28 protein-coding genes are annotated in these 25,009 nt (G+C 45.7%); 8 read left to right on the forward strand and 20 right to left on the reverse strand.

Features of this window, described 5'->3' with window-relative positions:
* Positions 1-7: 7 nt before the first annotated feature.
* The 4 genes from ICN41_RS01180 to ICN41_RS01195 are packed head-to-tail and all read left to right on the forward strand — an operon-like array spanning position 8 to position 4,005.
* Positions 8-1,057 (forward strand): lysylphosphatidylglycerol synthase transmembrane domain-containing protein, encoded by a 1,050-nt coding sequence (locus tag ICN41_RS01180; protein WP_255537835.1) that lies wholly within the window; start codon positions 8-10, stop codon positions 1,055-1,057.
* A gap of 17 nt (positions 1,058-1,074) precedes the next feature.
* Positions 1,075-2,334, forward strand: a complete 1,260-nt coding sequence (locus ICN41_RS01185; protein ID WP_216290984.1) for a glycosyltransferase family 9 protein — start codon at positions 1,075-1,077, stop codon at positions 2,332-2,334.
* A gap of 5 nt (positions 2,335-2,339) precedes the next feature.
* Positions 2,340-3,119 carry a phosphatase PAP2 family protein gene (locus ICN41_RS01190; protein ID WP_216290985.1) on the forward strand — a complete coding sequence of 260 codons (780 nt, stop codon included), beginning with the start codon at positions 2,340-2,342 and terminating at the stop codon, positions 3,117-3,119.
* A 4-nt stretch (positions 3,120-3,123) separates the two neighbouring features.
* Complete coding sequence (locus tag ICN41_RS01195; protein WP_216290986.1) at positions 3,124-4,005, forward strand: 23S rRNA (adenine(2030)-N(6))-methyltransferase RlmJ; 882 nt, start codon at positions 3,124-3,126, stop codon at positions 4,003-4,005.
* Between the two features lie 23 nt (positions 4,006-4,028).
* Here the strand turns inward: ICN41_RS01195 and ICN41_RS01200 are convergent, their stop codons facing one another.
* The 8 genes from ICN41_RS01200 to ICN41_RS01235 all read right to left on the reverse strand — a co-directional run bounded on the left by ICN41_RS01200 (position 4,029) and on the right by ICN41_RS01235 (position 9,535).
* Entirely contained in the window at positions 4,029-4,655 is a 627-nt protein-coding gene (locus ICN41_RS01200) for a heme-binding protein (protein ID WP_255537836.1), read from the reverse strand.
* 20 nt (positions 4,656-4,675) lie between these two features.
* Complete coding sequence (locus ICN41_RS01205; RefSeq protein WP_216290987.1) at positions 4,676-5,620, reverse strand: LD-carboxypeptidase; 945 nt, start codon at positions 5,618-5,620, stop codon at positions 4,676-4,678.
* Positions 5,617-6,072, reverse strand: a complete 456-nt coding sequence (gene tadA, locus ICN41_RS01210) for a tRNA adenosine(34) deaminase TadA (RefSeq protein WP_216290988.1) — start codon at positions 6,070-6,072, stop codon at positions 5,617-5,619. Before tadA ends, ICN41_RS01205 begins: the two co-directional genes overlap by 4 nt.
* Before the next feature lie 6 nt (positions 6,073-6,078).
* Positions 6,079-6,540, reverse strand: a complete 462-nt coding sequence (gene queD / locus ICN41_RS01215; protein ID WP_216290989.1) for a 6-carboxytetrahydropterin synthase QueD — start codon at positions 6,538-6,540, stop codon at positions 6,079-6,081.
* Positions 6,541-6,574: 34 nt separating this feature from the next.
* Complete coding sequence (queE, locus tag ICN41_RS01220; protein ID WP_216290990.1) at positions 6,575-7,228, reverse strand: 7-carboxy-7-deazaguanine synthase; 654 nt, start codon at positions 7,226-7,228, stop codon at positions 6,575-6,577.
* A gap of 39 nt (positions 7,229-7,267) precedes the next feature.
* A complete protein-coding gene (locus ICN41_RS01225) occupies positions 7,268-7,858 on the reverse strand; it encodes a hypothetical protein (protein ID WP_255537837.1) in 591 nt (196 codons plus the stop codon).
* 114 nt (positions 7,859-7,972) lie between these two features.
* A complete protein-coding gene (locus ICN41_RS01230) occupies positions 7,973-8,674 on the reverse strand; it encodes a hypothetical protein (protein ID WP_216290992.1) in 702 nt (233 codons plus the stop codon).
* A 36-nt stretch (positions 8,675-8,710) separates the two neighbouring features.
* Positions 8,711-9,535: a ferritin-like domain-containing protein gene (locus tag ICN41_RS01235; RefSeq protein ID WP_216290993.1), complete on the reverse strand. Its 825-nt coding sequence runs from the start codon at positions 9,533-9,535 to the stop codon at positions 8,711-8,713.
* A gap of 135 nt (positions 9,536-9,670) precedes the next feature.
* Between ICN41_RS01235 and ICN41_RS01240 the strand changes: the two genes are divergently transcribed.
* Together ICN41_RS01240 and ICN41_RS01245 are read left to right on the forward strand one after the other, a co-directional pair.
* A complete protein-coding gene (locus tag ICN41_RS01240) occupies positions 9,671-10,645 on the forward strand; it encodes a Bug family tripartite tricarboxylate transporter substrate binding protein (protein ID WP_370629087.1) in 975 nt (324 codons plus the stop codon).
* A gap of 5 nt (positions 10,646-10,650) precedes the next feature.
* Positions 10,651-11,532 (forward strand): N-formylglutamate amidohydrolase, encoded by an 882-nt coding sequence (locus tag ICN41_RS01245; protein WP_216290995.1) that lies wholly within the window; start codon positions 10,651-10,653, stop codon positions 11,530-11,532.
* Here the strand turns inward: ICN41_RS01245 and guaA are convergent.
* The 4 genes from guaA to ICN41_RS01265 are packed head-to-tail and all read right to left on the reverse strand — an operon-like array spanning position 11,516 to position 15,412.
* A complete protein-coding gene (gene guaA, locus ICN41_RS01250; protein WP_216290996.1) occupies positions 11,516-13,123 on the reverse strand; it encodes a glutamine-hydrolyzing GMP synthase in 1,608 nt (535 codons plus the stop codon). The two genes, ICN41_RS01245 and guaA, sit on opposite strands and share 17 nt — an antisense overlap.
* A gap of 24 nt (positions 13,124-13,147) precedes the next feature.
* Positions 13,148-14,611, reverse strand: a complete 1,464-nt coding sequence (guaB, locus tag ICN41_RS01255; protein ID WP_216290997.1) for an IMP dehydrogenase — start codon at positions 14,609-14,611, stop codon at positions 13,148-13,150.
* A gap of 26 nt (positions 14,612-14,637) precedes the next feature.
* Positions 14,638-14,988 carry an RnfH family protein gene (locus ICN41_RS01260; RefSeq protein ID WP_216290998.1) on the reverse strand — a complete coding sequence of 117 codons (351 nt, stop codon included), beginning with the start codon at positions 14,986-14,988 and terminating at the stop codon, positions 14,638-14,640.
* On the reverse strand, positions 14,981-15,412 hold the full coding sequence (locus tag ICN41_RS01265; protein ID WP_216290999.1) for a type II toxin-antitoxin system RatA family toxin: 432 nt from the start codon (positions 15,410-15,412) through the stop codon (positions 14,981-14,983). Before ICN41_RS01265 ends, ICN41_RS01260 begins: the two co-directional genes overlap by 8 nt.
* Before the next feature lie 26 nt (positions 15,413-15,438).
* Here ICN41_RS01265 and smpB point away from each other — a divergent pair, with 26 nt between their 5' ends.
* Complete coding sequence (smpB, locus tag ICN41_RS01270; protein ID WP_114638281.1) at positions 15,439-15,891, forward strand: SsrA-binding protein SmpB; 453 nt, start codon at positions 15,439-15,441, stop codon at positions 15,889-15,891.
* Positions 15,892-16,146: 255 nt separating this feature from the next.
* Here smpB and ppsA read toward each other — a convergent pair whose 3' ends face one another.
* Complete coding sequence (gene ppsA, locus ICN41_RS01275; RefSeq protein WP_255537838.1) at positions 16,147-18,543, reverse strand: phosphoenolpyruvate synthase; 2,397 nt, start codon at positions 18,541-18,543, stop codon at positions 16,147-16,149.
* A gap of 106 nt (positions 18,544-18,649) precedes the next feature.
* On the opposite strand from ppsA, the gene ICN41_RS01280 reads away from it, so the two are divergent.
* Positions 18,650-19,477 carry a pyruvate, water dikinase regulatory protein gene (locus ICN41_RS01280; RefSeq protein WP_216291000.1) on the forward strand — a complete coding sequence of 276 codons (828 nt, stop codon included), beginning with the start codon at positions 18,650-18,652 and terminating at the stop codon, positions 19,475-19,477.
* Positions 19,478-19,486: 9 nt separating this feature from the next.
* Here ICN41_RS01280 and ICN41_RS01285 read toward each other — a convergent pair whose 3' ends face one another.
* From ICN41_RS01285 to ICN41_RS01315, 7 genes are read right to left on the reverse strand one after another with little or no spacing between them, the layout of a single operon-like run.
* The gene (locus tag ICN41_RS01285) at positions 19,487-20,311 is read right to left on the reverse strand and encodes an RNA methyltransferase (RefSeq protein ID WP_216291001.1); all 825 of its coding nucleotides are present in this window, start codon (positions 20,309-20,311) and stop codon (positions 19,487-19,489) included.
* The gene (gene rnhB, locus ICN41_RS01290; protein WP_216291002.1) at positions 20,308-20,895 is read right to left on the reverse strand and encodes a ribonuclease HII; all 588 of its coding nucleotides are present in this window, start codon (positions 20,893-20,895) and stop codon (positions 20,308-20,310) included. The genes ICN41_RS01285 and rnhB overlap by 4 nt, the downstream gene beginning before the upstream one ends.
* Positions 20,892-22,151 carry a lipid-A-disaccharide synthase gene (lpxB, locus tag ICN41_RS01295; RefSeq protein WP_216291003.1) on the reverse strand — a complete coding sequence of 420 codons (1,260 nt, stop codon included), beginning with the start codon at positions 22,149-22,151 and terminating at the stop codon, positions 20,892-20,894. Before lpxB ends, rnhB begins: the two co-directional genes overlap by 4 nt.
* Positions 22,111-22,908 (reverse strand): acyl-ACP--UDP-N-acetylglucosamine O-acyltransferase, encoded by a 798-nt coding sequence (gene lpxA, locus ICN41_RS01300; RefSeq protein ID WP_216291004.1) that lies wholly within the window; start codon positions 22,906-22,908, stop codon positions 22,111-22,113. The genes lpxB and lpxA overlap by 41 nt, the downstream gene beginning before the upstream one ends.
* Positions 22,908-23,357, reverse strand: coding sequence for a 3-hydroxyacyl-ACP dehydratase FabZ (gene fabZ / locus ICN41_RS01305; protein WP_216291005.1), 450 nt, complete (start codon positions 23,355-23,357; stop codon positions 22,908-22,910). Before fabZ ends, lpxA begins: the two co-directional genes overlap by 1 nt.
* Before the next feature lie 39 nt (positions 23,358-23,396).
* Positions 23,397-24,464 (reverse strand): UDP-3-O-(3-hydroxymyristoyl)glucosamine N-acyltransferase, encoded by a 1,068-nt coding sequence (lpxD, locus tag ICN41_RS01310; protein WP_216291006.1) that lies wholly within the window; start codon positions 24,462-24,464, stop codon positions 23,397-23,399.
* A gap of 5 nt (positions 24,465-24,469) precedes the next feature.
* Positions 24,470-24,997 carry an OmpH family outer membrane protein gene (locus ICN41_RS01315; RefSeq protein WP_216291007.1) on the reverse strand — a complete coding sequence of 176 codons (528 nt, stop codon included), beginning with the start codon at positions 24,995-24,997 and terminating at the stop codon, positions 24,470-24,472.
* Positions 24,998-25,009: the final 12 nt, after the last annotated feature.

Genomic DNA, 25,009 nt, shown 5'->3' on the forward strand with positions numbered 1-25,009 from the left:
TATCCTTATGCCTATGAGCTTACATTCAGAGTCAACCCCAAAACCCACTTCTGGGTGGAAATCAGCCCTCAAACGCGCTTGGCCCACAATCCGGATTTTGTTGTCAATTGGCCTTTTATGGAAAGCAACTAGCGGAATTGATTGGCACGCCATTTTTGAATCTGAAATCCAGATGGAGCCTTGGTGGTTTTTGGCTGCCCTCGTGAGCGCAACCACTGCATGTCTTTGTGGCGGACTTCGCTGGGCAATTCTCATGCGCAAATCCGGGTTTCAAGGTCGCCTTCGAAATTACATCTTGCTGTACTTTACCGGCGCATTAGTTAACCAGGGTTTACCTAGCACCTTGGGTGGTGATAGCTATCGTGCTATTACTGCCACCCATTTAGATAAGACTGGCTCTGTAACAGGCAAAAAAGATTTAGATGAAGAATTGCACCACTCGGTAGATCTTGAGCATGCCACTCCACGCTTGCGTTTAAGTTTTGCAATGGTTCTAGTAGATCGTCTACTTGGATTAGCGGGCAACAATCTCCTTGGTGGAATTGGCTTGATCATTGGTGGCGCAACATTAGCGGCATGGGGTCAAGATTTAGGCTACCTGGTCACTGGCGTCATGATTGCCGTAGGTCTTTTGATCGCTCTGGGCCTTGCCATCACACCGACATTTAACTTACTGAAAAAGATTCTGGAGCGCTTTCAGATGAGTGGCGCCCTACCGGGAATAAAAATTGCTTTTTCTTGGCCGTATAACATCGGGCAAGCATGCTATGCCATTGCGATTCACTGCCTTTTAATCTTTACCTTCTTCTGCTGCCTCAGAGCCTATGGTGTCATTGCTCCAATTGCAGGGTTAATGATCGGTTTACCAGCCTTAAGTTTATTGCTGATGCTTCCTATTAGTATTTCTGGTTGGGGCTTGCGTGAAGCCACCCTATCCTCAGTCTTAGCATTGTGGGGTGTAAATCAATCTATCACTGTTTTAGCTTCCATTAGCTTTGGAGCGATCACCGTAATCTCTGTATTGCCTGGCGCATACTTTTTACTAAAACGTAAATAATCTTTAAAGCAAAAAATATGGCAATTAGCGTCAATACAATGCGGGCGATTGATCACTGGGTTGGAGTGCCCTTATGCGCCCTAATTAGCCCAGTGGTAGCACTGGTCGATGGCATTAAAAATATCTTCAGTAGTGATACTCATAAACCAAAAAAATTACTCTTTATTGAATTATCAGAGATGGGCAGCGCCATCCTAGTTGATCCTGCTATGCGCAATGCACAAGCACGTGGTGCAGAACTCTACTTTTTGATTTTTAAAAGTAATCGCGCTAGCTTGACTCTATTGAATACGGTAAAGCCAGAAAATATTTTTACGATTGATTCCTCTAGTATAGGTGGCTTGATTAAGGATACCCTCAGCTTTTTAGTATTAGCGCGACGCCATCGTATTGATACTGTAATTGACTTAGAGCTATTTTCACGCTTCACAGCCATTCTGACTGGCCTTTGTGGGGCTAGACGCCGAGTGGGCTATCACATCTTCCACGGTGAGGGACTATGGCGCGGCTTTATGCTGACACGCAAAGTACATTACAACCCGCATATTCACATTACCAAGAACTTTTTATCTTTAATTCATGCGGCATTTGCAACTGAAATTGAAGTGCCATTTAGCAAAATTCAAATTCCAGATTCTGAAGTGCGCCTTGAGCAAGCCGTAATTAATCCCAGCGCTTTGGAGACAGTACGTCAAAGAATTGAAAAACTTGCAACAGATGCTGGTATTGCCTTCACCCCCGGAACTCAGCGATTAATCTTAATCAATCCGAATGCCAGCGATTTATTGCCGCAACGACGTTGGGCGCAACAGCGCTTCTCTGAGCTGATTCAAGCGATTCATCAGCGCTATCCACAAGATTTGATTTTGATCACCGGCTCACCTGCTGAAATCAACTATGTTGAAAAAGTTCGCTCCGTTGCGAATGTTAAAAATGCACTGAATTTTGCAGGGCAAGTAAGCTTTGCAGAGTTACCTCCCCTCTACACTCTGTCCGATGTTATGGTGACCAATGACTCAGGGCCAGGACATTTTTCCGCAGTGACACCTCTAAGAACTGTTGTTCTCTTTGGCCCTGAAACTCCTGCCTTATACGGATCAATAGGCAACTCTATTGCAATCACAGCCAATCTTGCGTGCTCCCCTTGTGTGAGTGCTGCCAACCATCGCAAGACCCCTTGTCAAGATAATGTCTGTATGCAAGCCATTACAGTTACCCAGGTTATGGATAAAGTAAGCCATCAATTAGAAGCTGCCGATAAAGCAAAGGGCCGTTAAGCGGAATGGGCAAAAAAGCAATTCCGACACTAGTTTGGCTTATTCCATTACTGCCCATTGCTCTTGCTAGCGCCATTTATTTTGGTGAAGTTCAAAGTTCTAGCTTTATCTTCATCAATCGCTTTACTCAATTACTTCCTGATACCTTCTGGGCATGGCTCACCTTCTTTGGCAATGGTTGGGGGGTTTTTGCAATGGCTTTTCCCTTGCTGTTGCTAGCACCGCGTTTACTAAGCTCAGGTATATTTGCTGGCGCAGTTGCTGCAATAGCCAGTACCTCCTTAAAATCTTTTTTCGACTTACCGAGACCTGCAGGCATCTTATTGGATGGTAGTTTTTATCGAATAGGCGAACCCTTACTGCATAGAGCCCTTCCTTCAGGACATACCTTGACTGCTTTTGCCGTAAGTACTGCAATCTACTTTTCAATTGATAATGATAAACGTCGACCTATGCTGCTGATTTTTGTCTTTGCTTGTCTGATTGGTCTTTCTCGAAGCGCAGTCGGTGCCCATTGGCTTACCGATGTACTTGCCGGTGCAGGCGTGGGCATGTGGTGCGGTTTAATAGGGGCCGCTTTAGGTCAGCATATTTCTGATGCCCAATTAGTGCCTAACAAAATTTGGCCGCGTTTAATCGCCATTGCAGGCGCCCTTTCTATTTATGTACATCTCACACAGATAATGGATCTCGAGCTAAATCTACCATTGCAATATGCATCTATTGCCATTATTGGTCTTACTTTGATATTTTTCATCAAAGCCCAATTCGTCAAGACTCAATAAATCGATGTTTAGCTATCGACATGCATTTCATGCAGGCAGTCATGCCGACATACTGAAGCATTTAACCTTGGTGCATCTACTTGAGTATTTACAAGAAAAGCCAGGGGCACTCACTATTGTTGATACCCATGCAGGTGCTGGAATATATAACCTAGAGGATGGCTTTGCAAAAGTAAGCAATGAGTCACAAGGTGGTATTTTTCGTTTAGTGCAATATGTCGAGTCCTGCAAAAAATCAGGAACACCTCTTGCGAGCTCTATTGAAAAATATGCAGAGTGTATCCACGCAGAAAATGCTGATGGAAATTTGTCGGTATATCCTGGATCCCCATTTATTCTCGCTCGACTACTGCGCCCACAAGATCGCCTCAAATTATTTGAGTTGCACCCTAAAGAAATTGATATCCTGCGTCATAACATTCAACAGCTACCGCAAGCAAAGCAAATTGATGTGTATGCAGAAGATAGCTTTGCCAGACTCAAGGGATTAGTGCCGCCGCCGAGTCGACGCGGTCTAGTCCTAATTGATCCTTCATACGAAGATAAACAAGACTATCGCTACTTAGAAGTCGCTTTAGAAGAAGCATTGCAGCGATTTGCTACAGGCTGCTATGCTGTTTGGTATCCAATTCTCACCAGAAGAGAATCTGCTGCCCTACCTGATCGCATGAAGAAAATAGCTGCTGCGCATCAACGATCTTGGTTGCACACTGAATTACGGGTTGAAAATGCGCCTGGGGAGCGTCGCCTTCAAGCAAGCGGGATGTTTGTGATTAATCCCCCATGGACGCTTGAAAAACATTTGGCCGATGCTCTACCAGTACTAGTTGAGGCGCTTGGCCTTAATGATGGCGCAAAGTTTGTACTAAACAGTTTTGAGGCTTAAGTAAACTTTTACTAAGTTAGCTTTCAGTTTGCAACATCCATCATAATTTCATTTCGCCGCATAAACGGTAAAGTCCAGGGCGGGTTATAACGCGCAAACTTTGGTACTCCAACACCTTGAAGGTTTTTAGTTTTCATCCATTGCTCGAGCTCAAGCGTCTTATCGGCGACCTTCTGTGGGTTATAAAAACCAGAAAACTGAATGACTGCTCTCTTTACGGCTGGTATTTGCCTTATCTGTACTTTTGAATTTAAAGGCTTTGGTAGGGTTTCTAGTGTGTATTCGGAAGGCATTACAAACGACACGGTCCACTGACTGCCATTGGATTCAATGTTTACGGGTGTTGTCATTGCGATCTTGGCGCTTTTAACCCCCTGCTCCTCGATTGCAACAGGAGTAGTCATTGCAATCTTTTCGCTCACTTGGTTTTGCCCAAAAATATAAGCAGCAATGAGTCGAAATCCTTGGCTTGACGCATCATCCAGATCGCCATCCACCTTTACTTCAGCCAGAATCATAGGGGCATATTGCCTCAATTCAAATGGTTCTGTTTTTTCAATAACAGAATACTTGGGTTCTTCGATAGCCATCGCCGCTCCTGCAAATAGTTGCGCAAGAAAAAGAAATGAGAAAACAAGGCGCTTGATCATATTTTGTCTCGCAAGAATATTTACCACTGTGCTTGAAGCGTAAAACTTTCAGGGCTATAGCTCAGATTAGCTGTAACTCCAACTGGCAAGGTTAATTTATCTGCTTGATGCCCAAAAGGTAAACCCGTCAAAATGGGAACAGACTTTGGTAAACGCTTACGAATCGCCTCTATGGCACTTTGTAAGGAGTAGCCACGATCATTGTCGTATAGACGATAGGCTGAAAAGCCGCCTAACAAAATGGCACCTTGATTTGCCAAAATACCTGCGTCTAATAATTGCATCAACATTCTTTCAATACGATATGGGTGCTCATTCACATCTTCTAAAAATAGAATTCCACCCTGCGTTTGGGCTGAACTAGGCATATAGGCTCCACCTATCAAGCATGCTAGGACCGTTAAATTACCACCCCACAGCATTCCAGACAAGGTGTTAGAGGCTGCATTCCCCAGAAAGGATTGGGATGCAGTAACTTCACAATCTAATTTTCGTTCGTCAATTGCTCTCAGAAAATGCTGCCACATGAATTTGTCTGGCGTAATTGCTTGACCATCATCCTGAGCACGGCCAAAGTCATAATTGAGCATAGGGCCTGAGAGCGTTATTGCACCTGTCTTGGCCAATAATCCCATTTCGAATGCTGTGAAATCACTATGGCCGCAAATTTGTAAACCGCCCTGTATGGCTTTTGCAATAGCTGCCCATTCAATATCGGGCAAAAGACGATGAATACCGTAACCACCGCGCATCGCCATGACGAGTTTTTGTGGTGCTATCTGGGCAAGTTGATTCAGCTCTGCTAAACGCTCTTGATCACTACCTGCAAAACGCTCAGAAATCCGCTCAACACAAGCAGCATTTTCAATTTGAATACCCTGCGACTTGAGCCATTCCATACCGGCTAAAGGACTCTTCACATCGAGGCTAGCTCCTGAGGGAGCAATCAAATGAATCGCTTTCAACGTCGCTCCTTAAAGAAAGATCTGAGCAATTGACCACACTCTTCACCCATGATGCCACCCTCGACGCTGGTTTGGTGATTAATTTGCTTAGAGGAAAATACATCCGTTACACTGCCTGCCGCTCCCGTTTTAGGATCAGGTGCGCCATACACCACCCTATCCACTCTGGCATGCAAGATGGCGCCCGCGCACATGGTACAGGGTTCAAGAGTGACATATAAAGTGCTACCAGGTAAGCGATAATTTTGCTCTGCAAGCGCAGCCTGTCTCAAGGCAAGCATTTCAGCATGAGCGCTAGGATCATGATGGGTGATGGGCTGATTAAATGCTTTAGAAATCACCTGGCCGTCACGTACAAGTACGGCACCAACAGGAACCTCGCCTGCAAGTGCAGCTAATTGCGCTTGCTCTATAGCTTGCTGCATAAATTGGCGATCAAGCTCAGCTTGCATGATGTCTTAGCGACTCACATCCGCCCAACAATTGGGGGTTTCATATAAGCGGAGCGAACTCAACTCAAGATGTCCACCAAAAGCTTGATTAAAGACGGGCTGCAAAATAGCAAAGGCCGTATTTGCCAAATTTTCTACAGTAGGCACGTGATCCATGATGACTGTTTTGTGATTGGGAATTGAAGCCAAGAAGGCAACCAAGCCTTCATCTTCTTTGGCTACTAAAAAAGCGTGATCCCATAGTTCAACGATATGCTGATTAGTTAAACGCTTGATATCTCCAAAGTCGAGCACCATGCCATCATCAGCCTTACCTGGATGATCAGCTACCTCCCCAGTTAAAGTTACCTCGATAGCATAACGATGACCATGTAAATGACGACATTGACCGCCATGATTTGGAATACGGTGTCCTGAATCAAATTCGAGACGGCGGGTAATAGAGATTACTGGTGAATTGGTAGTCATGCTGGCTTAAATAGTATTTCTGGCTTACGCCAAATTATCGAATTCCGATCAGTTTATGGGATTGGAGACTCAATCTCCACAGTGGCCGCTTTTGACATAAGCCAACTGCTAATTCAGTATTTTTCTTCAGGTCAAGCCCATCCATTGGCTGCAAATAGCGATGGCGGTAATCCATTTTTTCAAAACGAGCTAACAAACTCTCTAAGGCGTGATGATTTGCTTGTGGAATGACAAGCTTTAGCTCGTCTGCTTGCAGCACGATTAATTCAGAACCAGCCTTAGGGCTGACGCAGACCCAATCAACGCCCTTTGGAATCTTGATCGTGCCATTCGTTTCAATCGCGACTTCAAATCCCTTTTGATGAAGTGCATCAATTAAAGGAGCATCCAATTGAAGTAGTGGCTCCCCTCCGGTAAATACAACATATCGTTGCTGCGGGCCTGCTGAGGTGCTTTTCCAAGCCAGTTCTATTGCATTAGCGAGATCTGCCGCCTGCTCAAACTTCCCTCCACCATGACCGTCGCTCCCAACAAAATCCGTATCGCAAAATTGACAAACAGCGCTAGCGCGATCTTCTTCTCTGCCACTCCATAAATTACAGCCCGCAAAGCGGCAAAAGATTGCAGCCCTTCCGGTGTGCGCACCTTCGCCTTGAAGTGTAGGGAAAAGTTCTTTAACGGTGTACATGGTAGTGCCCATATTTTAAGCGCATTACCACTGCTCCATTTACTTCCAGGAGATTAGTTCCCACTCAAGATAGTCATCCCAATATGCGTTAGACCAGGAAACGCCTAAGGTAATGTAGCGCCCAAATGATCTCCGGACGACCCAGCGCCCTATTTCAGGGGCTAACCAGACATCCTCTTCTCGATAATTGCCCACCCTAAATACATCGTTACTCTCGAAATAAGGATTTTCACTATGGTATTTGAATACTTTGAACTGACCAGCTGGTACCGAAATACTCTCCCATCCAAGCGCTTTGATCGATAAACCCCAGTAGTAACTTGCATTTGGATACTCGGGAACTTGGTAACGAGTACGGTAAAAGTCAGACCAGCCTGGAATGAGCTTTTCAGGCCATAAAGGCAAGGCTTGCTGGAAACGTTGTGCGGGCCTCCATTGGGGATCCTGTATAACATAACCCCAAGGCTCTTGAATCTCCTCAGGCAAGGGTCCCAACTTTTTACCAATCCGCTCAATACGAACTTGTGGACTTATTGCAACTACCGTCTCAGTAACTACATCCACAATTTCTTGATTGAAAACATTACGAATTTGATAAACCCATTGCTGCCCCACCTGTGGGGGGCGCATGCTCGGCGCATTTAAGGGCGTCGCTAAGGGTGTTGTAGTGGGATAGGGTTGAGAAGCAATACACCCAAGCAGTGAAAGAGAAAAAACACAGCAAAGGAATACGCGGAGCATCAGTTACTTATAGGAAGTTAATTGCCAGTGATAACTATCTTCCAAACTAGGTACGCCAAGTACACCCTGGATCATGTAAGAACCAGAAGACTCTCTTGCCACCCAGCGTCCAATACTCGGCGCGAACCAAATGATTTCTTTCCGAATGCAATTCACTTTATTACCATCATCACTTTGATAATTAATGAGGTTTTGATAACGCAAAGTTAAAAAAGATCCAGCAGGCACATTGATTTGTTCCCAACCATGCGCACCCATATATTCCTGCCATTGATAGGAGGAATCTGGATAACCAGCTAGAGTGTATTTAGTCATAAATTGTTTTGACCAACTAGCGGTAAGCTCCTGAGGCCAAAGAGGAATAGGCGGATTAAATGTCATCGTCCGTGACCAATGAGGATCAGTGATCACCACTCCCCAGGGGCCTTGCACTTCATTAGAAAATCTTCCGCCACTCTCATCGGTTCGCTCAATCACAATGCTTGAACCTACGCTAGCTACACGCTCAGTAATCAGACCTACAGTTTTTCCATCAAAGACGTTGCGCTGGACATAAGTCCACTCTTGCCCCACTTTTGGTGGGCGTACTGTTGGAATGGGCTGAGGTTGAGCAACTGGAGTGCCTCTTTCATAGCCTAGGGGGACACCACAAGCTACTGGCGTCAAAGCGCTTGCTGCAATAAATGTTCTGCGGGATACGTTCATATCATCATCTCCGGTTGGTTTTCAGAAAGTACTACTTTAGTCAGCTCCTAGGAGACTGAGCTCTTCACTTGTAAAGCCAGCTTGCCTTCTTCCTTCTAAATTAAAGGGGCCTTTTAAAATAGGTGCACGATATTTTCTAGCTAATTCTTTATAACTTGAAATGGCAGAGAGGCCTTCTTGCTCACATAAGAAATTAAACCATTTATTCCCAATCAAAACGTGCCCTATTTCGTCCTGAAGAATAATTTCCAGAATCTCTACTGCTCTTACATCTTTGATTTGCTGAAACCGATTACGAATCATCGGCACTGCATCTAAGCCCCTAGCCTCCATTGTTCTGGGGACAAGTGCCATACGCGCAATGACTGCATCCGTCGTTCTCTCAACCATCTCCCATAAACTATTATGCGCAAGAAAATCACCATAGGTATAGCCTAATTGCTTTAAATAACCATCTAGCAAGCTAAAGTGAAATGCCTCTTCTTTGGCGACCTTAAGCCAATCCTCATAGTAGGCTTTTGGCATTCCCTGAAAGCGCCAGATGGCATCTAAGGCCAAATTCATCGCATTAAATTCAATATGAGCTAAAGAATGTAATAAGGAAGCTCGACCTTGATCGGTATTCATTGCCCGCTTAGGCACTTCTAAGGGTGGCACCAATTCGGGTTTGATTGGTCGCCCAGGAATACAAATCGCACTAGCATCTATTAAGGCATCAACATTCAAGCTGACTTGATTAGCATGGTATTGATCAAACAATTGATTGAGGTCACTGACCTTAGACTGGGGATCAGTCAGAGCCAGTATTTCGAGAGAGGCTTGGCGTAGTTCACTGATATTCATTAAAGGGGTAAAGGCCATACTAGGAGTTTAATAGCTATAAGGTCAATAATGAGGCCTTCTAGTTTGAAAAACCGCTTCATTATTCAATATTAATGCTATAAAACAGCTACACAAAGCTTTCCCATTCCAGACTAATGGAGATTTCTTATGCATATGTTTCGAACACTGAAAATCGTTATTACAACGCTATTTATTCTAAATAGTCATTTAGCATCGGCTCAATCAGGATTTCCTGATCAGCCAATCAAGTTGATTGTTCCATTCGGGCCTGGTGGCTCGACTGATTTAGCTGCCCGTCTCATTGCTGAATATGCCGGACGAGAATTGGGTCAATCCATCATCGTAGAAAACCGTGCGGGTGCAGGTGGCTCCGTAGGAATGGAGTATGTAGCAAAGTCCAAGCCTGATGGATACACCCTTGGAATGGCCACCATGAGTACCCATGGCGCTAATTCGGCAGTCTATGGCAATAAATTAAAGTACGATCCCATAAAAGATTTTGCCCCGATTACCAATGTTGCAACTACTCCTAGTGTATTTGCCGTAAATCCCAAAGTTGCAGCAAATAATATGCAGCAATTTATTGCGCTAGCCCAAGCCAATCCAAATAAGTACAGCTACGCTAGTCCGGGCACCGGCTCATTGGGTCACGCTAATGTGGAATATTTTGCTGCTCTTGCAAACATACGCTTATTGCATGTTCCATACAAAGGTGCAGGTGCAGCCATGAATGACGCTTTAGCGGGCCAGGTCGATGCGATTACTGATAACCTCCCCTCAGCGCTGCCGCACATTAAAGCTGGTCGCTTACGCGCTCTTGCAGTCCTTTCTGACAAACGTTCGCCAGCACTCCCTGATGTTCCTACCTATGGAGAATTAGGATACCCACAAATGGGTAATGGAGGATGGTTTGGCATTGTGGCTCCTGTAGGCACTCCACCAAGCGTCATCACAAAACTCAACAAAGCCATTCTTCAAGCCATGAAAAATCCTGATCTGATCAAAAAATTAGATGAATCAGGCGCAATAGCAATTCCCGGTACGCCTGCAGAATTTGCAACTCAGATCCAACAGGCGATAGACCGATATCAACGTATCGCCAAGATTGCCAAAATACAAGTTGACTGACCCCCATGTCCTCCAGCATAACGCCATACGTTCTTCTTGAAGCACAAGCCCCCCAAATTCCCTTGGTTTGTGATTCTCCACACAGTGGCACCATGTATCCAGATGATTTTGGTCATGTCTTATCTCATGCACAACTGAGAGCTGGTGAAGACACGCACGTTGACAAACTATGGTCAGCCACCCCGAGTGTAGGCGCGTCATTATTAATGGCCAAGTTTCCGAGAACCTACATTGATCCAAATCGGACCTTAAATGATATTGATCAACTATTGCTTGGTGAGGTATGGCCAGAACCCTTGCAGCCCACTGAAAAAAGTCGCTTAGGATTTGGATTAATTTGGCGCAATCTTAATGCGACTACACCAATCTATGACCGTCAATTAAGTATTGCCGAAGTTAGAAATCGAATTGATCAATACTATCTTCCATATCATGCCGCCCTCAATGATGCTATTGAAGAAAAAGTAAAGCAATTTGGCAGCGTCTGGCATCTAAACCTTCACTCAATGCCAAATAATGCTTATGAAAGATTGCAAATAAAAAATCCTCCGCATCCACTTGCCGACTTCGTTCTTGGGGATCGTGATGGCACCACTTGTGAACCTGAATTTATGGATCTGATTGAGAATAATCTAAGATCAATGGGTTACTCTGTAGCTCGCAATGACCCCTATAAGGGTATGCAACTCATAGCCAATATTGGAAAGCCAAAAGAAAATCGACACAGCATGCAAATCGAAATTCGGCGACCAATTTATATGGATGAGATCACTCGAGAACCAAGCAGCAATTTTGAAGTGGTGCAGAAAGATATTTCCACCCTTCTAGAAAAAATTGCTAGCTATCTAAAAGAGCAAAAATTACCTAATATCATTCCCACTCAATAGTGGCAGGAGGTTTTCCGCTAATGTCGTAGACAACGCGATTGAGGCCACGCACCTCATTAATGATGCGATTAGAAACTCTACCCAATAACTCATGAGGTAAATGAGCCCAATGTGCCGTCATGAAGTCTTGCGTTTGGACCGCTCTGAGTGCTACGACATATTCATAGGTACGCCCATCGCCCATGACACCTACTGACTTGACTGGTAAAAAGACTGCAAAGGCTTGGCTGGTTAGATCATACCAAGACTTCTGACTTACTTCATCAATCGTATTGCGCAACTCTTCGATAAAGATCGCATCTGCACGCTGGAGTAGATGGGCATACTCTGCCTTCACTTCTCCCAAGATGCGGACACCTAGACCAGGGCCTGGGAATGGATGGCGATAAACCATCTCCCTTGGTAAACCCAAAGCAACACCAAGTTCACGCACCTCATCCTTAAATAGTTCACGTAATGGTTCAAGCAATTTCAGGTGCATATCATCAGGTAGGCCACCCACATTGTGGTGACTCTTGATGGTATGAGCCCCTTTTTTGCCTTTACCAGCAGACTCAATCACATCAGGATAAATAGTTCCCTGCGCAAGCCATTTGGCATTCTCAATTTTGGCCGATTCAGTTTGGAATATTTCTACGAATTCCTTACCGATAATTTTGCGCTTAGCTTCTGGATCAGAAATACCAGCCAACTTCGACATAAATGTCTGTGCTGCATCTACACGAATCACTTTCACACCAAGATTTCGCGCAAACATCTCCATCACCATATCGCCTTCGTTCAAGCGAAGTAAGCCGTGATCTACAAAAACACAAGTGAGTTGATCGCCAATAGCACGATGAATTAAGGCTGCAGCAACACTAGAATCAACGCCGCCAGATAAACCAAGAATCACTTCTTCCTTACCTACCTGCTTACGAATATGCTCAACCGCCTCGCTAATGTAATCACCCATGACCCAATCTGGCTTACATTGGCAGATCTCATGGACAAAACGCTCAATGATTGCTGTCCCTTGAATGGTGTGCGTTACCTCCGGGTGAAATTGAAAGGCATAAAAGCGACGATCTTCATCAGCCATGCCGGCAATTGGACAAGATTCAGTTGACGCCATTAACTTGAATGAAGGAGGCATTGTGGTCACCGAATCGCCGTGACTCATCCACACCTTCAGAATGCCGTGACCTTCACTAGTAGAAAAGTCTTGAATGCCCTTGAGAAGATGGGTGTGACCATGCGCTCGAACTTCTGAATATCCAAATTCACGAGCCTTACCCAATGATTCAGCAGAAGCAACTGCACCACCCAATTGGGTAGCCATGGTTTGCATACCGTAGCAAATACCTAAAACGGGAACGCCTAATTCAAAAACGATTTGTGGTGCTCGCGGACTACCATCTTCAGTTACGGAGCTAGGTCCACCAGAAAGGATGATGCCTTTACCACCCTGCTCTTGAATGAATTTGCGAATGAATTCTGGGTCGCAATCATAAGGATGAATCTCTGAGTACACCCGCGCATCGCGCACACGTCTAGCAATTAATTGAGTTACTTGCGAACCAAAGTCGAGTATCAGTATTTTGTCGTGCACGAATGAAGCAATCTTAATTAAGTCTTAATCAATATGGTAATTAGGTGCTTCTTTAGTGATCTTCACATCGTGTACATGCGACTCACGAACGCCAGCTGAAGTGATTTCCACAAAGTTGGCTTTTTCATGGAGTTCATCAATTGTTTTGCAACCAAGGTATCCCATAGAAGAGCGAATGCCACCCGTTAATTGATGCAAGATCGCCAGTACGCTACCTTTGTATGGGACCTGACCTTCAATACCTTCGGGTACCAGCTTTTCAGCGTTAGCAACGATGTCATTTTGGAAATAACGATCAGCAGATCCATCGGCCATTGCGCCCAAAGAACCCATGCCACGATAACTTTTATATGAACGCCCTTGGTACAGGAACACTTCTCCTGGCGCTTCTTCTGTGCCAGCAAACATACCACCCATCATCACAGAACTTGCACCAGCTGCTAATGCTTTCGCAACATCACCAGAATAGCGAACACCGCCGTCAGCAATCAATGGAATGCCAGTACCTTTTAAGGCTGTCGCAACATTCACAATTGCGGTAATTTGGGGAACGCCAACACCCGCAACAATACGAGTGGTGCAAATAGACCCAGGACCAATACCTACTTTGACGCCATCGGCGCCATGATCGGCCAATGCTTTCGCAGCATCACCCGTTGCAATATTTCCGCCAATCACTTGAACGTGAGGATAATTTTTCTTCACCCATTTAACGCGATCTAATACACCTTGGCTATGACCATGTGCTGTATCAACCACAATGACATCAACACCAGCACGCACTAAGAGCTCGATCCGCTCATCATTGTCAGGGCCTACTCCTACCGCCGCACCCACACGCAGCTTGCCTTCGCCGTCCTTACAAGCATTCGGATGCTCAGTGGCTTTCAGAATATCTTTTACAGTGATGAGGCCGCGCAATTCAAATTTTTCATTGACAACTAAGACGCGCTCCAAGCGATGTTGACTCATCAAGCGCTTAGCTTCTTCTAAAGAACAACCCTCTTTCACAGTAACCAAACGCTCGCGTGGAGTCATTTTGGTTTTTACCGGTGCATCTAAGTCTTCTTCAAAACGCAAGTCGCGGTTGGTAATGATTCCGACGACCTCTTTGCCAGTGAGCACTGGAAATCCAGAGAATCCATGTTCACGTGATAACTGAATGACTTGACGCAAAGTCATATCAGGACCAATCGTAATCGGGTCACGCAGGACGCCTGATTCGTAACGTTTCACCTTAGCCACTTCACGAGCTTGCTCGGATGGCTTTAGGTTTTTATGAATAATGCCAATACCACCTTCACTGGCCATCGCAATTGCTAAGCGACCTTCAGTGACAGTATCCATCGCAGCAGAAACCAATGGTGTATTGAGTGATATTTCTCGAGTTAATTTACTTGCCAAGCTGGCATCTCGAGGGAGTACCGAAGAATAGGCCGGTACGAGGAGCACATCGTCAAAAGTGAGTGCTTTTTGAATGAGTCGCATGCAAAACCCCTAGTCGCAAAAACAGATTATAGCCTCCTAGCCTTTCTTTTAGCTGCAGCAGCCTGGAATTTGGCATCTTGGTTCTGGTTAGCCTTCTTACGTCGAACCGCCTTAGGGTCAATTAACAAGGCAGAATAAAGCTCTAAACGATCCCCAGCATAAATTAGGCTATCCCAGTCCTTGCGTTTACCAAAGACCCCAAAACAACCTTTCCTTGCCAAAACTGGGTCATTCGGGCCTGTTGCGATACCAGACTGCATCAAAGCAATCCCCACCGTAGGCGGCTCGTCATTTGACAGCATGAGTTGGAATGGTCTTAAAACCGGCTCACCCTGCCGCGCATCACAGAGCAGAATATCGATTGAACGGCTACTCATAGAGCTCTTCAGCACGCTTCACAAAACAGTCCACAAAGGTTCCGGCGATGTGTCCAAAAACAGGCCCGATGATCTTATCCAGAATGGCGCTTTTGAATTCCCAATGCAGCTTAAATTCAACCTTACAAGCATCCTCCTTGAGGGGAATAAAGTTCCATTGACCTGAAAAATGCTTAAAAGGCCCATCTACAAACACCATATCGATTGTTTCCGGACGATGATTGATGTTCCGGGTATGAAAATACTGATTAATTCCTTTGAAATGGATCTTGATTTTGGCGTCGAGCACGGTCTCAGTTTGCTCAAAAATTTCCACCCCACCACACCAAGGGAGAAACTCGGGATAGCGTGCTACATCAGTAACCAAGCCATACATACGGTCAGCGGATTGGCCAATTAAAACGGTCTTGTAGACGTCTGCCATAATCGATCTTGAGAAGCTAAATAAATATGAGTATCGTCGATAACAAAAAAGCCTTCTTCGATTATTTTATCGAGGAACGCTTTGAGGCAGGGCTAGTGCTGGAGGGCTGGGAGGTCAAAGCCATCCGCGCTGGTCGCGTGCACATCAAAGAAGCGTATGTGGTCATTCGCAAGGCGGAACTGTTTCTCATCGGCTGCCATATCACCCCACTACTTTCAGCCTCTACCCATATTGTTCCCGATAGCACTCGCACCAGAAAACTCCTTTTAAATGCGATTGAAATCAGGAAACTCATTGGCAAGGTCGAGCAAAAGGGCTATACCCTTGTGCCGCTCAACCTGCATTTCTCAAAAGGGAATGTGAAATGCGAGATTGGCCTAGCTAGAGGCAAAAAGCAGCATGACAAGCGTGCCGCCACTAAAGAGCGTGAGTGGGAAGTCCAAAAAGGCCGCATTGCTAGAGGCGATTTAAACGCTTAAAGCCCTTAAAACTGGGTTAGACTGGCTTCAGGTCTAATATCTAAGCATTTATGCACTTGTATGGTGCAATACAGCATCAAGCTGCTTCAAATCCCTCAATTTAGCCCCTGCAAAAGCATAAGCTTGGTAACCATAAAATTACCTTTCGATGAAATGCACTACGCCGCAGTGAAAGTCATTAAACCGGCCAAATAAATTGCAGAAAAGAAAAAAGCCTAGAACGAATCTAGGCTTTTTGTAGTGCTGACGCTTTCCTTACTTCTTACCCAGCATCTCCCAGGTTGCAACTACGCTATCTGGGTTTAAAGAGATTGAAGTAATACCCTTCTCCACCAACCAACGCGCAAAGTCTGGATGATCTGAAGGGCCTTGGCCGCAAATACCAACATACTTGTTTTGCTTGCGGCAAGCATCAATCGAGCGAGCAATCATGAACTCTACTGCTGGATCGCGCTCATCAAAGTCAATTGCCAATAATTCCATGCCGGAGTCACGATCAAGACCAAGAGTTAACTGAGTCATATCGTTAGATCCAATTGAGAAACCATCAAAATATTCGAGGAATTGATCTGCCAGGATGGCATTGGATGGAATCTCACACATCATAATGAGACGTAGACCATTCACGCCACGCTTGAGGCCCAACTTCTCCATCATATCGATCACGCGTTTGGCTTGATTAATGGTGCGTACGAACGGCACCATGATCTCAACGTTGTCCAGTCCCATATCTTCACGAACGCGCTTCATTGCTGCACACTCCAGCGCAAACGCTTCACCGAAATCTTCAGAAACGTAACGGGATGCTCCGCGGAAACCTAACATTGGGTTTTCTTCATCCGGCTCATAACGTGATCCGCCGATCAACTTCTTGTATTCGTTGGATTTAAAGTCTGATAAACGGACAATGACCGGCTTTGGATAGAAAGCAGCGGCAATCGTAGCAACACCCTCAACCAATTTATCTTCGTAGAACTGACGTGGGCTTGCATAACCACGCGCCACGCTCTCTACTGCCCGCTTCAAATCCTGATCAATATTGGGGTACTCTAGTACTGCACGTGGATGTACACCAATATAGTTATTGATGATGAACTCAAGTCGTGCCAAGCCAACACCTGCATTCGGAATTTGACAGAAATCAAATGCCAATTGAGGATTACCAATGTTCATCGTGATCTTCACCGGAATTTCTGGCAAGACGCCACGGGAAACTTCGGTGACTTCAGTTTCAATCAAGCCATCGTAGATATGACCCTCATCACCCTCAGCACATGAAACAGTAACTACCATGCCATCTTGCAAATGCTCAGTCGCATCCCCGCAACCTACGACTGCAGGAACACCTAACTCACGCGCAATAATCGCTGCGTGACATGTACGACCACCGCGATTGGTAACGATCGCAGAAGCACGCTTCATCACGGGTTCCCAGTTCGGATCTGTCATATCCGCTACCAATACATCGCCTGGCTGAACACGATCCATCTCGCTTGGGTCACGAATGATGCGCACAGGACCTGCGCCAATCTTTTGACCAATCGCACGGCCCTTAGCTAAAACCTTAGAACTACCCTTGAGTTTGTAGCGCATCTCAACTTGGCCAGCAGCCTGACTCTTCACTGTCTCAGGGCGGGCTTGGAGAATGTAAATACGGCCATCTTGTCCATCTTTACCCCACTCGATATCCATTGGACGTCCGTAGTGTTTTTCAATAATGACGGCGTATTTTGCCAACTCAGTAATATCTGCGTCTTCCAAAGAAAAACGATTGCGCTTTTCTGGGCTGACATCGACAGTCTGCACTTTTTCTGTAGAACCTTTTGGTGCAAACTGCATCTGAATTAACTTAGAGCCTAAAGAGCGACGAATGATGGCTTTCTTATCTTGAGCCAAGGTGGTTTTAAATACATAAAACTCATCAGGATTTACTGCGCCCTGAACTACTGTCTCGCCTAAGCCGTAACTTGAGGTGATAAAGACAACGTCTTCAAAACCAGACTCTGTATCCAAAGTAAACATCACGCCAGCAGCGCCTAAGTCGGAGCGCACCATACGTTGAATACCTGCCGATAAGGCTACTTCAGCGTGGGCAAAGCCCTTATGAACACGATAAGAGATAGCGCGATCGTTATACAAGGAGGCAAATACTTCACGAATCTTCTTGAGGACATCTTCAATGCCTTCAACGTTTAAGAAGGTTTCTTGTTGTCCAGCAAATGAAGCATCAGGCAAGTCTTCAGCGGTAGCGGAGGAGCGTACTGCAAATGAACCTTTACCAGAATCATCCAATACTGCAAATGCCTTACGGATCTCTTCATCTAGCTTTGGCTGAAATGGGGCGGTTTCAATCCAATTACGAATTTCTGCACCAGCCACAGCCAATGCACGAACATCATCAATATTGAGATTTTCTAAACGCTGTTGAATACGTTCAGTCAAATTATTATGCTTTAAGAAATCTCTAAAAGCCAATGCGGTGGTTGCAAAACCCGTCGGCACTCGCACACCAGTTGAAGCCAATTGAGAAATCATTTCGCCTAAAGATGCGTTCTTGCCACCCACTGACTCAACATCAGTCATGCGGAGTTGCTCAAAAGGCAAGACATAGGCATCTGCCATACTGCTATTTTGTTGCTGTTGGTTGGACATAAAATACTCTCTAAAGATAAGGAAACTGGTCAAGCCGCCGCATAAAATACGGCATACTTCAATTAATATCCATTGTAGTGCTGACCTAGACTGATAGACCAATCCCATGTCCACCCAAACCCGCATTGTTTTTATTGTTTCTGACGGTACTGGTATCACCGCAGAGAACTTCAGCCAGTCCATTTTGGCCCAATTTGAGGCCAGTTTTAAGCATATTCGGGTGCCATTCGTGGACAGCGTTGATAAAGCGCACGATGCGGTCAGCAGCATTAATCAAGCAGCCAGCAAATATGGGGTTCAGCCCATTGTTTTCACTACTTTGGTAAATTCTGAACTCAATTCGATTGTTACCAAAGCCAATGGCCTGATTTTGGATATGTTTCAGACCTTTGTGGCCCCTTTAGAAGAAGCTTTAGGCATTAAATCGACCCATGCCATGAACCGCCTTCACCACAATGCGGATACCGAGGCCTATAAAAACCGTATTGAGGCAATTAATTACTCTCTTGCCCATGATGATGGCCAGTCCAACCAGAACCTGGCTGATGCAGATGTCATTTTAGTTGGCATCTCCAGGGTGGGTAAAACGCCGACGAGTCTGTATTTGGCAATGCAATATGGCCTTAAGGCAGCCAACTATCCGCTGATACCAGAAGACTTTGAGCGTAGAAAACTGCCCTCGGATCTGGTGCCCTTCCGCAACAAGATTTTTGGCCTCATGATCGATGCTGAGCGTCTTTCGGAGATCCGCAATGAGCGCCGCCCTGGAAGTAATTACGCTAAGCTGGAAAATTGCCGCTATGAAATTAATGAAGCCACGGACATGATGAAAAAGGAATCGATTCCCTGGGTTGTGACCACTAGTAAATCGATCGAGGAGATCGCCACAACCGTGCTGCAAGCAATTAAATCCGATAAGACCATCTTGGGCTAAACCGTAGGTTTAACTCCGCCTGACTCGCATAGTCTCAAATAAACATAGGGCTGCTGCAGTAGAGACATTGAGTGACTCTACCCTTGGGTCAATGGGAATCGATATGCCCTTGGCCTGCACCATCAGATCTTCTGATACGCCCTGACCTTCGCTTCCCATTACCCAAGCCACAGGATGCAACAGATCCTGCTGTATGTCATAGAGCTCATTTGAGGCATCTGCACTAGCCGCCAATAATGGTGCAGTAACAGCACTCAATACTTGCTGATTTGACCAACCCTCATACAGATTGAGCAGTTGATGCGCCCCCATACCGGCACGCAGGACTTTGCTTGACCATAAATGGGCGCATCCTGATAAAGCAATCACCTGAGTAAAGCCAGCAGCAGCTGCAGTGCGCAGTATTGACCCGACATTACCAGCATCCTGAATGCGATCCAAGATCAGAACATCTCCAGGCAAAGTCGCAATCGATTGAGAGGGAGTTAAACAAGATTTTGGTAAATCGAGCAAGCCGGCAATATGAGGCGCATTAACCAGATCACTCAATAAATCCCACAGGCTACTGTCCAATTGATAAACGCGGGTATCTGGACAGCTTTCTAAATGGGAGTAGACCGCGTGTGAAATCTCTTCATTCTGAAGGCCGACTTCCGAGGTGAGTAAGATCTTTAATGCTGGATCACCCATCCATGTTTGCACTAGATGAATTCCCTCGAGCAATGCTTGCCCCCGCGCAAGACGTGCTTTTTGTCCTTTTGATCCCGTTGCCTGCAGAAGACGAATTTCTTTAAAGAGGGGATTTTCTTTAGAGCTAATCAGATCAAAACTCATAGCGCCTCCAATACCTTACGCACCGGCGCAAAACTACGACGGTGCTCATCACAGACTCCAAAGGCTTTGAGTGCCGCAAAATGCGCCTCGGTTGGATACCCCATATGCTGGGCAAAACCATATTGAGGATGGCGCTCATGCAGGATTTGCATCTGTCTGTCTCGAGTCACTTTGGCCAAAATAGATGCCGCTGAAATAGCTGGCTCCTTTGCATCACCCTTTACGATCGCTTCAGCACTGATGGGCAATTCTGGGCAGCGATTACCATCGATCAGTGCCTTATCAGGCCAAGCGCCCAAGCGAGTAGTCAGATCTTCAATGGCTCGGCGCATCGCCAACATGGTTGCTTGCAAGATATTGATCTGATCGATTTCCAGAGGGGAGGCCTCGCCTATTCCCCAAGCTTTCGCTTTTTGCATGATTTGCTCATACAAATATTCACGTCGTGCTGGTGTGAGTTTCTTTGAGTCCTTCAGACCTTCTATGGGCTGAGCAGGATCAAGTACCACGGCACCAGCAACGACAGCCCCAACCAAAGGCCCGCGACCGGCTTCATCAACACCACAGACCCAGATCACACTCATCGAGCTACTCGATGTTTAGGTGCGCTCGCTATAGTCTGCGCAACAGCTTGGGCAACCAATAGTCCAGTTGGACGGCGTAAAGTCTCATGCATCTGTTCAAAGCGCTCTTTTAATTGAGCGACTTTAGTGGGGTGATTCAGCCATTCCACAAGAGCTGCTGCTAGTTTTTCTGAAGTGGCTTCATCTTGCAGTAATTCTGGAACCACAAACTCGCCACACAAAATGTTAGGCAATCCAACATAAGGAAGGTAACCTTGGCGCTTCATAATCTGCGCGGTTAACCATGGCACCTTATAAGAGATGACCATGGGCTTCTTCCATAAAGCAGCTTGCAGGGTTGCGGTACCACTAGCGATTAACACTACATCGGCAGATTCCAATACCTCGTCTGCCCTACCCTCCAGCAAATGAATCTGAATATCGGGACTTACTTTTTTCGCTTGCTGCAAAAGTTGCTCAAGTGGCTCACGTAAACGTGGGGTAGCAACCGGAATTAAGAAATTCAATATCTGGCCTTGCATCTGCTTTGCTAGCAATTGCATCGTCTCAAAGAAAACTGGGGCAATGAGTTCAATTTCAGAGCCGCGACTACCTGGCAAGACTGCAATGACGATTCCCTCTAATGCATTAGCAGGAAGGTGAAGCAGTGTAGATAATTGTTCGCGTGCTTTTGTTGGATTGGGCTCTAGGGGAATTTCACTAGCTAAGGGATGACCAACATAAGTAGAGGCTACGCCAGCACGATCATAGATCTCCGTCTCAAAAGGGAAAATGCAGAGCATGCGTTCAACTGCTTGCGAAATCTTTTTGATGCGACCCGCTCTCCAAGCCCAAATCGAAGGAGAAACCAAATGCAAGGTCGGAATACCCGCATTACGTAGCTGCAACTCCACACCTAAATTGAAATCGGGTGCATCTATTCCTAAATACACATCAGGTCGACCCTCACCCAACATGTGGGTGATGAGTTCTTTACGAAGCTTCAAAATAGCCGGTAACTGTTTTATAGCCTCAACATATCCCCGAACGCTGAGCGTTTCCATTGGCCAATCTGAACGCATTCCTTCAGCCTGCATGCGCGGGCCGCCAATGCCATACACCTCTAGGCCTGCCATATCGGGTATTTGATTTAATGCGCTTAATACTGGCGCAGCAAGTAAATCACCGGATGGTTCGCCAGCTACACAAGCTAACTTTGGCAAAGTCGACCTATCGTTACCGAATGATGCCGCGCGTTGAGGCGGCAATAAAGTCATGAAATTCTGCAAGCTTCTCTGCAGTAGCAGCATCAGCAGTACTGGCGACAACCATTTTCTGAATTTCTACTTTAGCCTCTTCAAAACTAAGGCCGTCTTTGTAAAGTACTTTATATGCTTGACGTAAGGCTGTGATCGTTTCACTAGAAAAACCACGGCGCTTTAAACCTTCTACATTGATACCGTGCGGTGAAGCTTTATCACCAGCAGCAATCACAAAAGGTGGAATATCTTGAACTAAAGCAGAGGCACCGCCGAGCATGGCATGCTGTCCAATGCGAACAAACTGATGCACGCCTGACATACCACCCATGATGGCCCAATCATTTACATGCACGTGACCCGCAATTTGTGCATTACTAGAGAAAATGGTGTGATTACCGATTTGACAATCATGCGCGATATGAACGTAGGCCATGATCCAGTTGTCATCACCAATGCGGGTAATACCCACATCCTGTGAAGTGCCAGTATGGATGGTTGTGAACTCTCGAATAGTATTGCGATCGCCGATAATCAACTGGGTTGGCTCACCGCGATACTTCATATCTTGTGGAGGTCCGCCTATAGCAGCAAAATGCGCAAAGTGATTGTCTTTGCCAATTGTGGTGTAGCCCTCAATGATGGTGTGTGACCCAATTTTGGTACCAGACCCAATTTTGACATTAGGGCCAATGACCGAATAAGGTCCGACTTCTACATCACTAGCCAATTCTGCTTTGCTATCAATAACAGCAGATGCATGAATCCGAGTCATTACGCGCCTTTCGTACGAACCGCACAAGTAATGTTAGCCTCTGCAGCCAATTCACCGTCGACTGTGGCTTGCACTTGGAACTTATAAATACCTGCACGTTCACGCTCTAACCTGGCAGTCATGATCAATTGATCGCCTGGCAAGACGGGCTTCTTAAACCGAGCACCATCAATACCGGCAAAGTAGTACACCGCATTCTCTTGGCGTTCTTCTGAGAAAGTCAGTAATGCTGCAGTTTGAGCAAGCGCTTCAATAATCAATACGCCAGGCATGACCGGAAAATCAGGGAAGTGCCCCTGAAAAAAAGGCTCGTTCATCGTAACATTCTTTAAAGCAGTAATACTCTCTCGCGGAGTAATTTCCAAAACGCGATCGACCAGCAAAAAAGGATAGCGATGTGGCAACAACTTTAGAATCTGATGAATATCGATTGCAATAGCTTTGCTCATAAATTACCTACTTAATAAATTAATTGGGTTGGCGAAGTCCTAAGACTCCTTGTTTTGGTTTTTATCCAATAAACGCAAGCGTTGACGTATTTTATCTAGCCCGCGCAAGATAGCAGCATTTTTCTCCCAAGCACTATGCAGCATTGAAGGATAGACCCCCGTGAAATGCTGACCCGGCTCGGTGATAGAGCGAATAATGGAAGTATTACCAGACACTGTAGTGCGATCGGCAATAGTCAAATGACCAGCAAAATTAGCCGCGCCGCCAATAATACAAAAATGTCCGATCTTCGTACTTCCGGATATTGCCGCACATCCTGCAATCACACAGCAATTACCAATCACGACATTGTGAGCAATCTGTACTTGATTATCAATTTTGCTTCCTGCGCCAATCACGGTATCACTCATCGCACCACGATCGATCGTGGTTGAGGCGCCGATTTCAACATCATTGCCGATGATGACGCGCCCAGTTTGAGGAATTTTGACCCACTCACCGCCCGTAGCTGAAAAATCAGGAGCAAATCCAAAGCCATCTGCACCGATCACAGCACCGCTATGAATAATGCAACGCTCGCCAATTTGGCATGCATGATAAATCGATACCGATGGATAAATGACCGAATCATCTGCTATTACGCAATCCCTAGCAATACTGCTATTACCCAAAATAGAGACGCGCTCCCCCAGCTTCACTCCAGCGCCAATTTGTACAAATGGACCAATGTGACATGAAGCAGGAACCATTGCACTTGGATCTATTGCGGCACTTGGATGGATACCCGCTGGATATTGTGGCGAACTGGCTTTAGCAAAGTGCTGCGCCATTCTGGCAAACGTGGCATAGGGATTCTTAGAAACAAAGTACACCCGACTCGCTGAATGCGCCCCAGGGTTTGCTTGTAAAAAATCGAGGTCAGACTGACTGACAATCAAAGCTCCAGCTGTACTGTCACTTGCTTGCTGACGATACAGTGGATTAGATAAAAAGGAGATTTGATCTACTTGCGCTCGCTCAAGTGGAGCGAGGCTGTTAAATACGAGGGAGGCCTCCCCCACCAAGCTTGCTTGAAACTGTTTGGCCAGCTCGATGGCGGTAGGCATAAAGCTTACTTGAGACTATTCAAAGCCTTGATCACATCATCAGTGATATCAGCCTTAGGACTAACGTAGGCTGCTTCTTGAACAATGACATCAAGCTTTCTTTGTTCAGCAATCTGCTTCAGAACTAAGTTTGCTTTTTCAGCAATCTTTGCACGCTCTTCAAAAGTGCGCTGATTTAAATCCTCAGTAAATTCACGTTGCTTGCGTTGCAATTCGCGATCCTGATCTGCCAACTCACGTTGACGACGAATACGCTCTGCTTCATTCATTACAGCCGCATCACGATCCAGTTTTTCTGCAGCAGTCTTAATTTTTTGCGCGCTATCACGCAAATCATTCTGACGCTTAGTAAATTCATTTTGCAAGCGAGTCTGCATTGCTTTGGCTAAGTTGGACTCATTGAAAACTTTTTCTGAGTTCACAACGGCTACGCGGCTTCCAGTATCTTGCGCATATGCAGATGATGCAGAAAATACTGCAATCACAGCAACCAAGCTGGCTTGAATCCACTTTGAAGAATGATGAAGCTTCATAAAACTTTCCTT

Source organism: Polynucleobacter sp. 15G-AUS-farblos, from assembly GCF_018882445.1.
Taxonomy (GTDB): Bacteria; Pseudomonadota; Gammaproteobacteria; order Burkholderiales; family Burkholderiaceae; genus Polynucleobacter.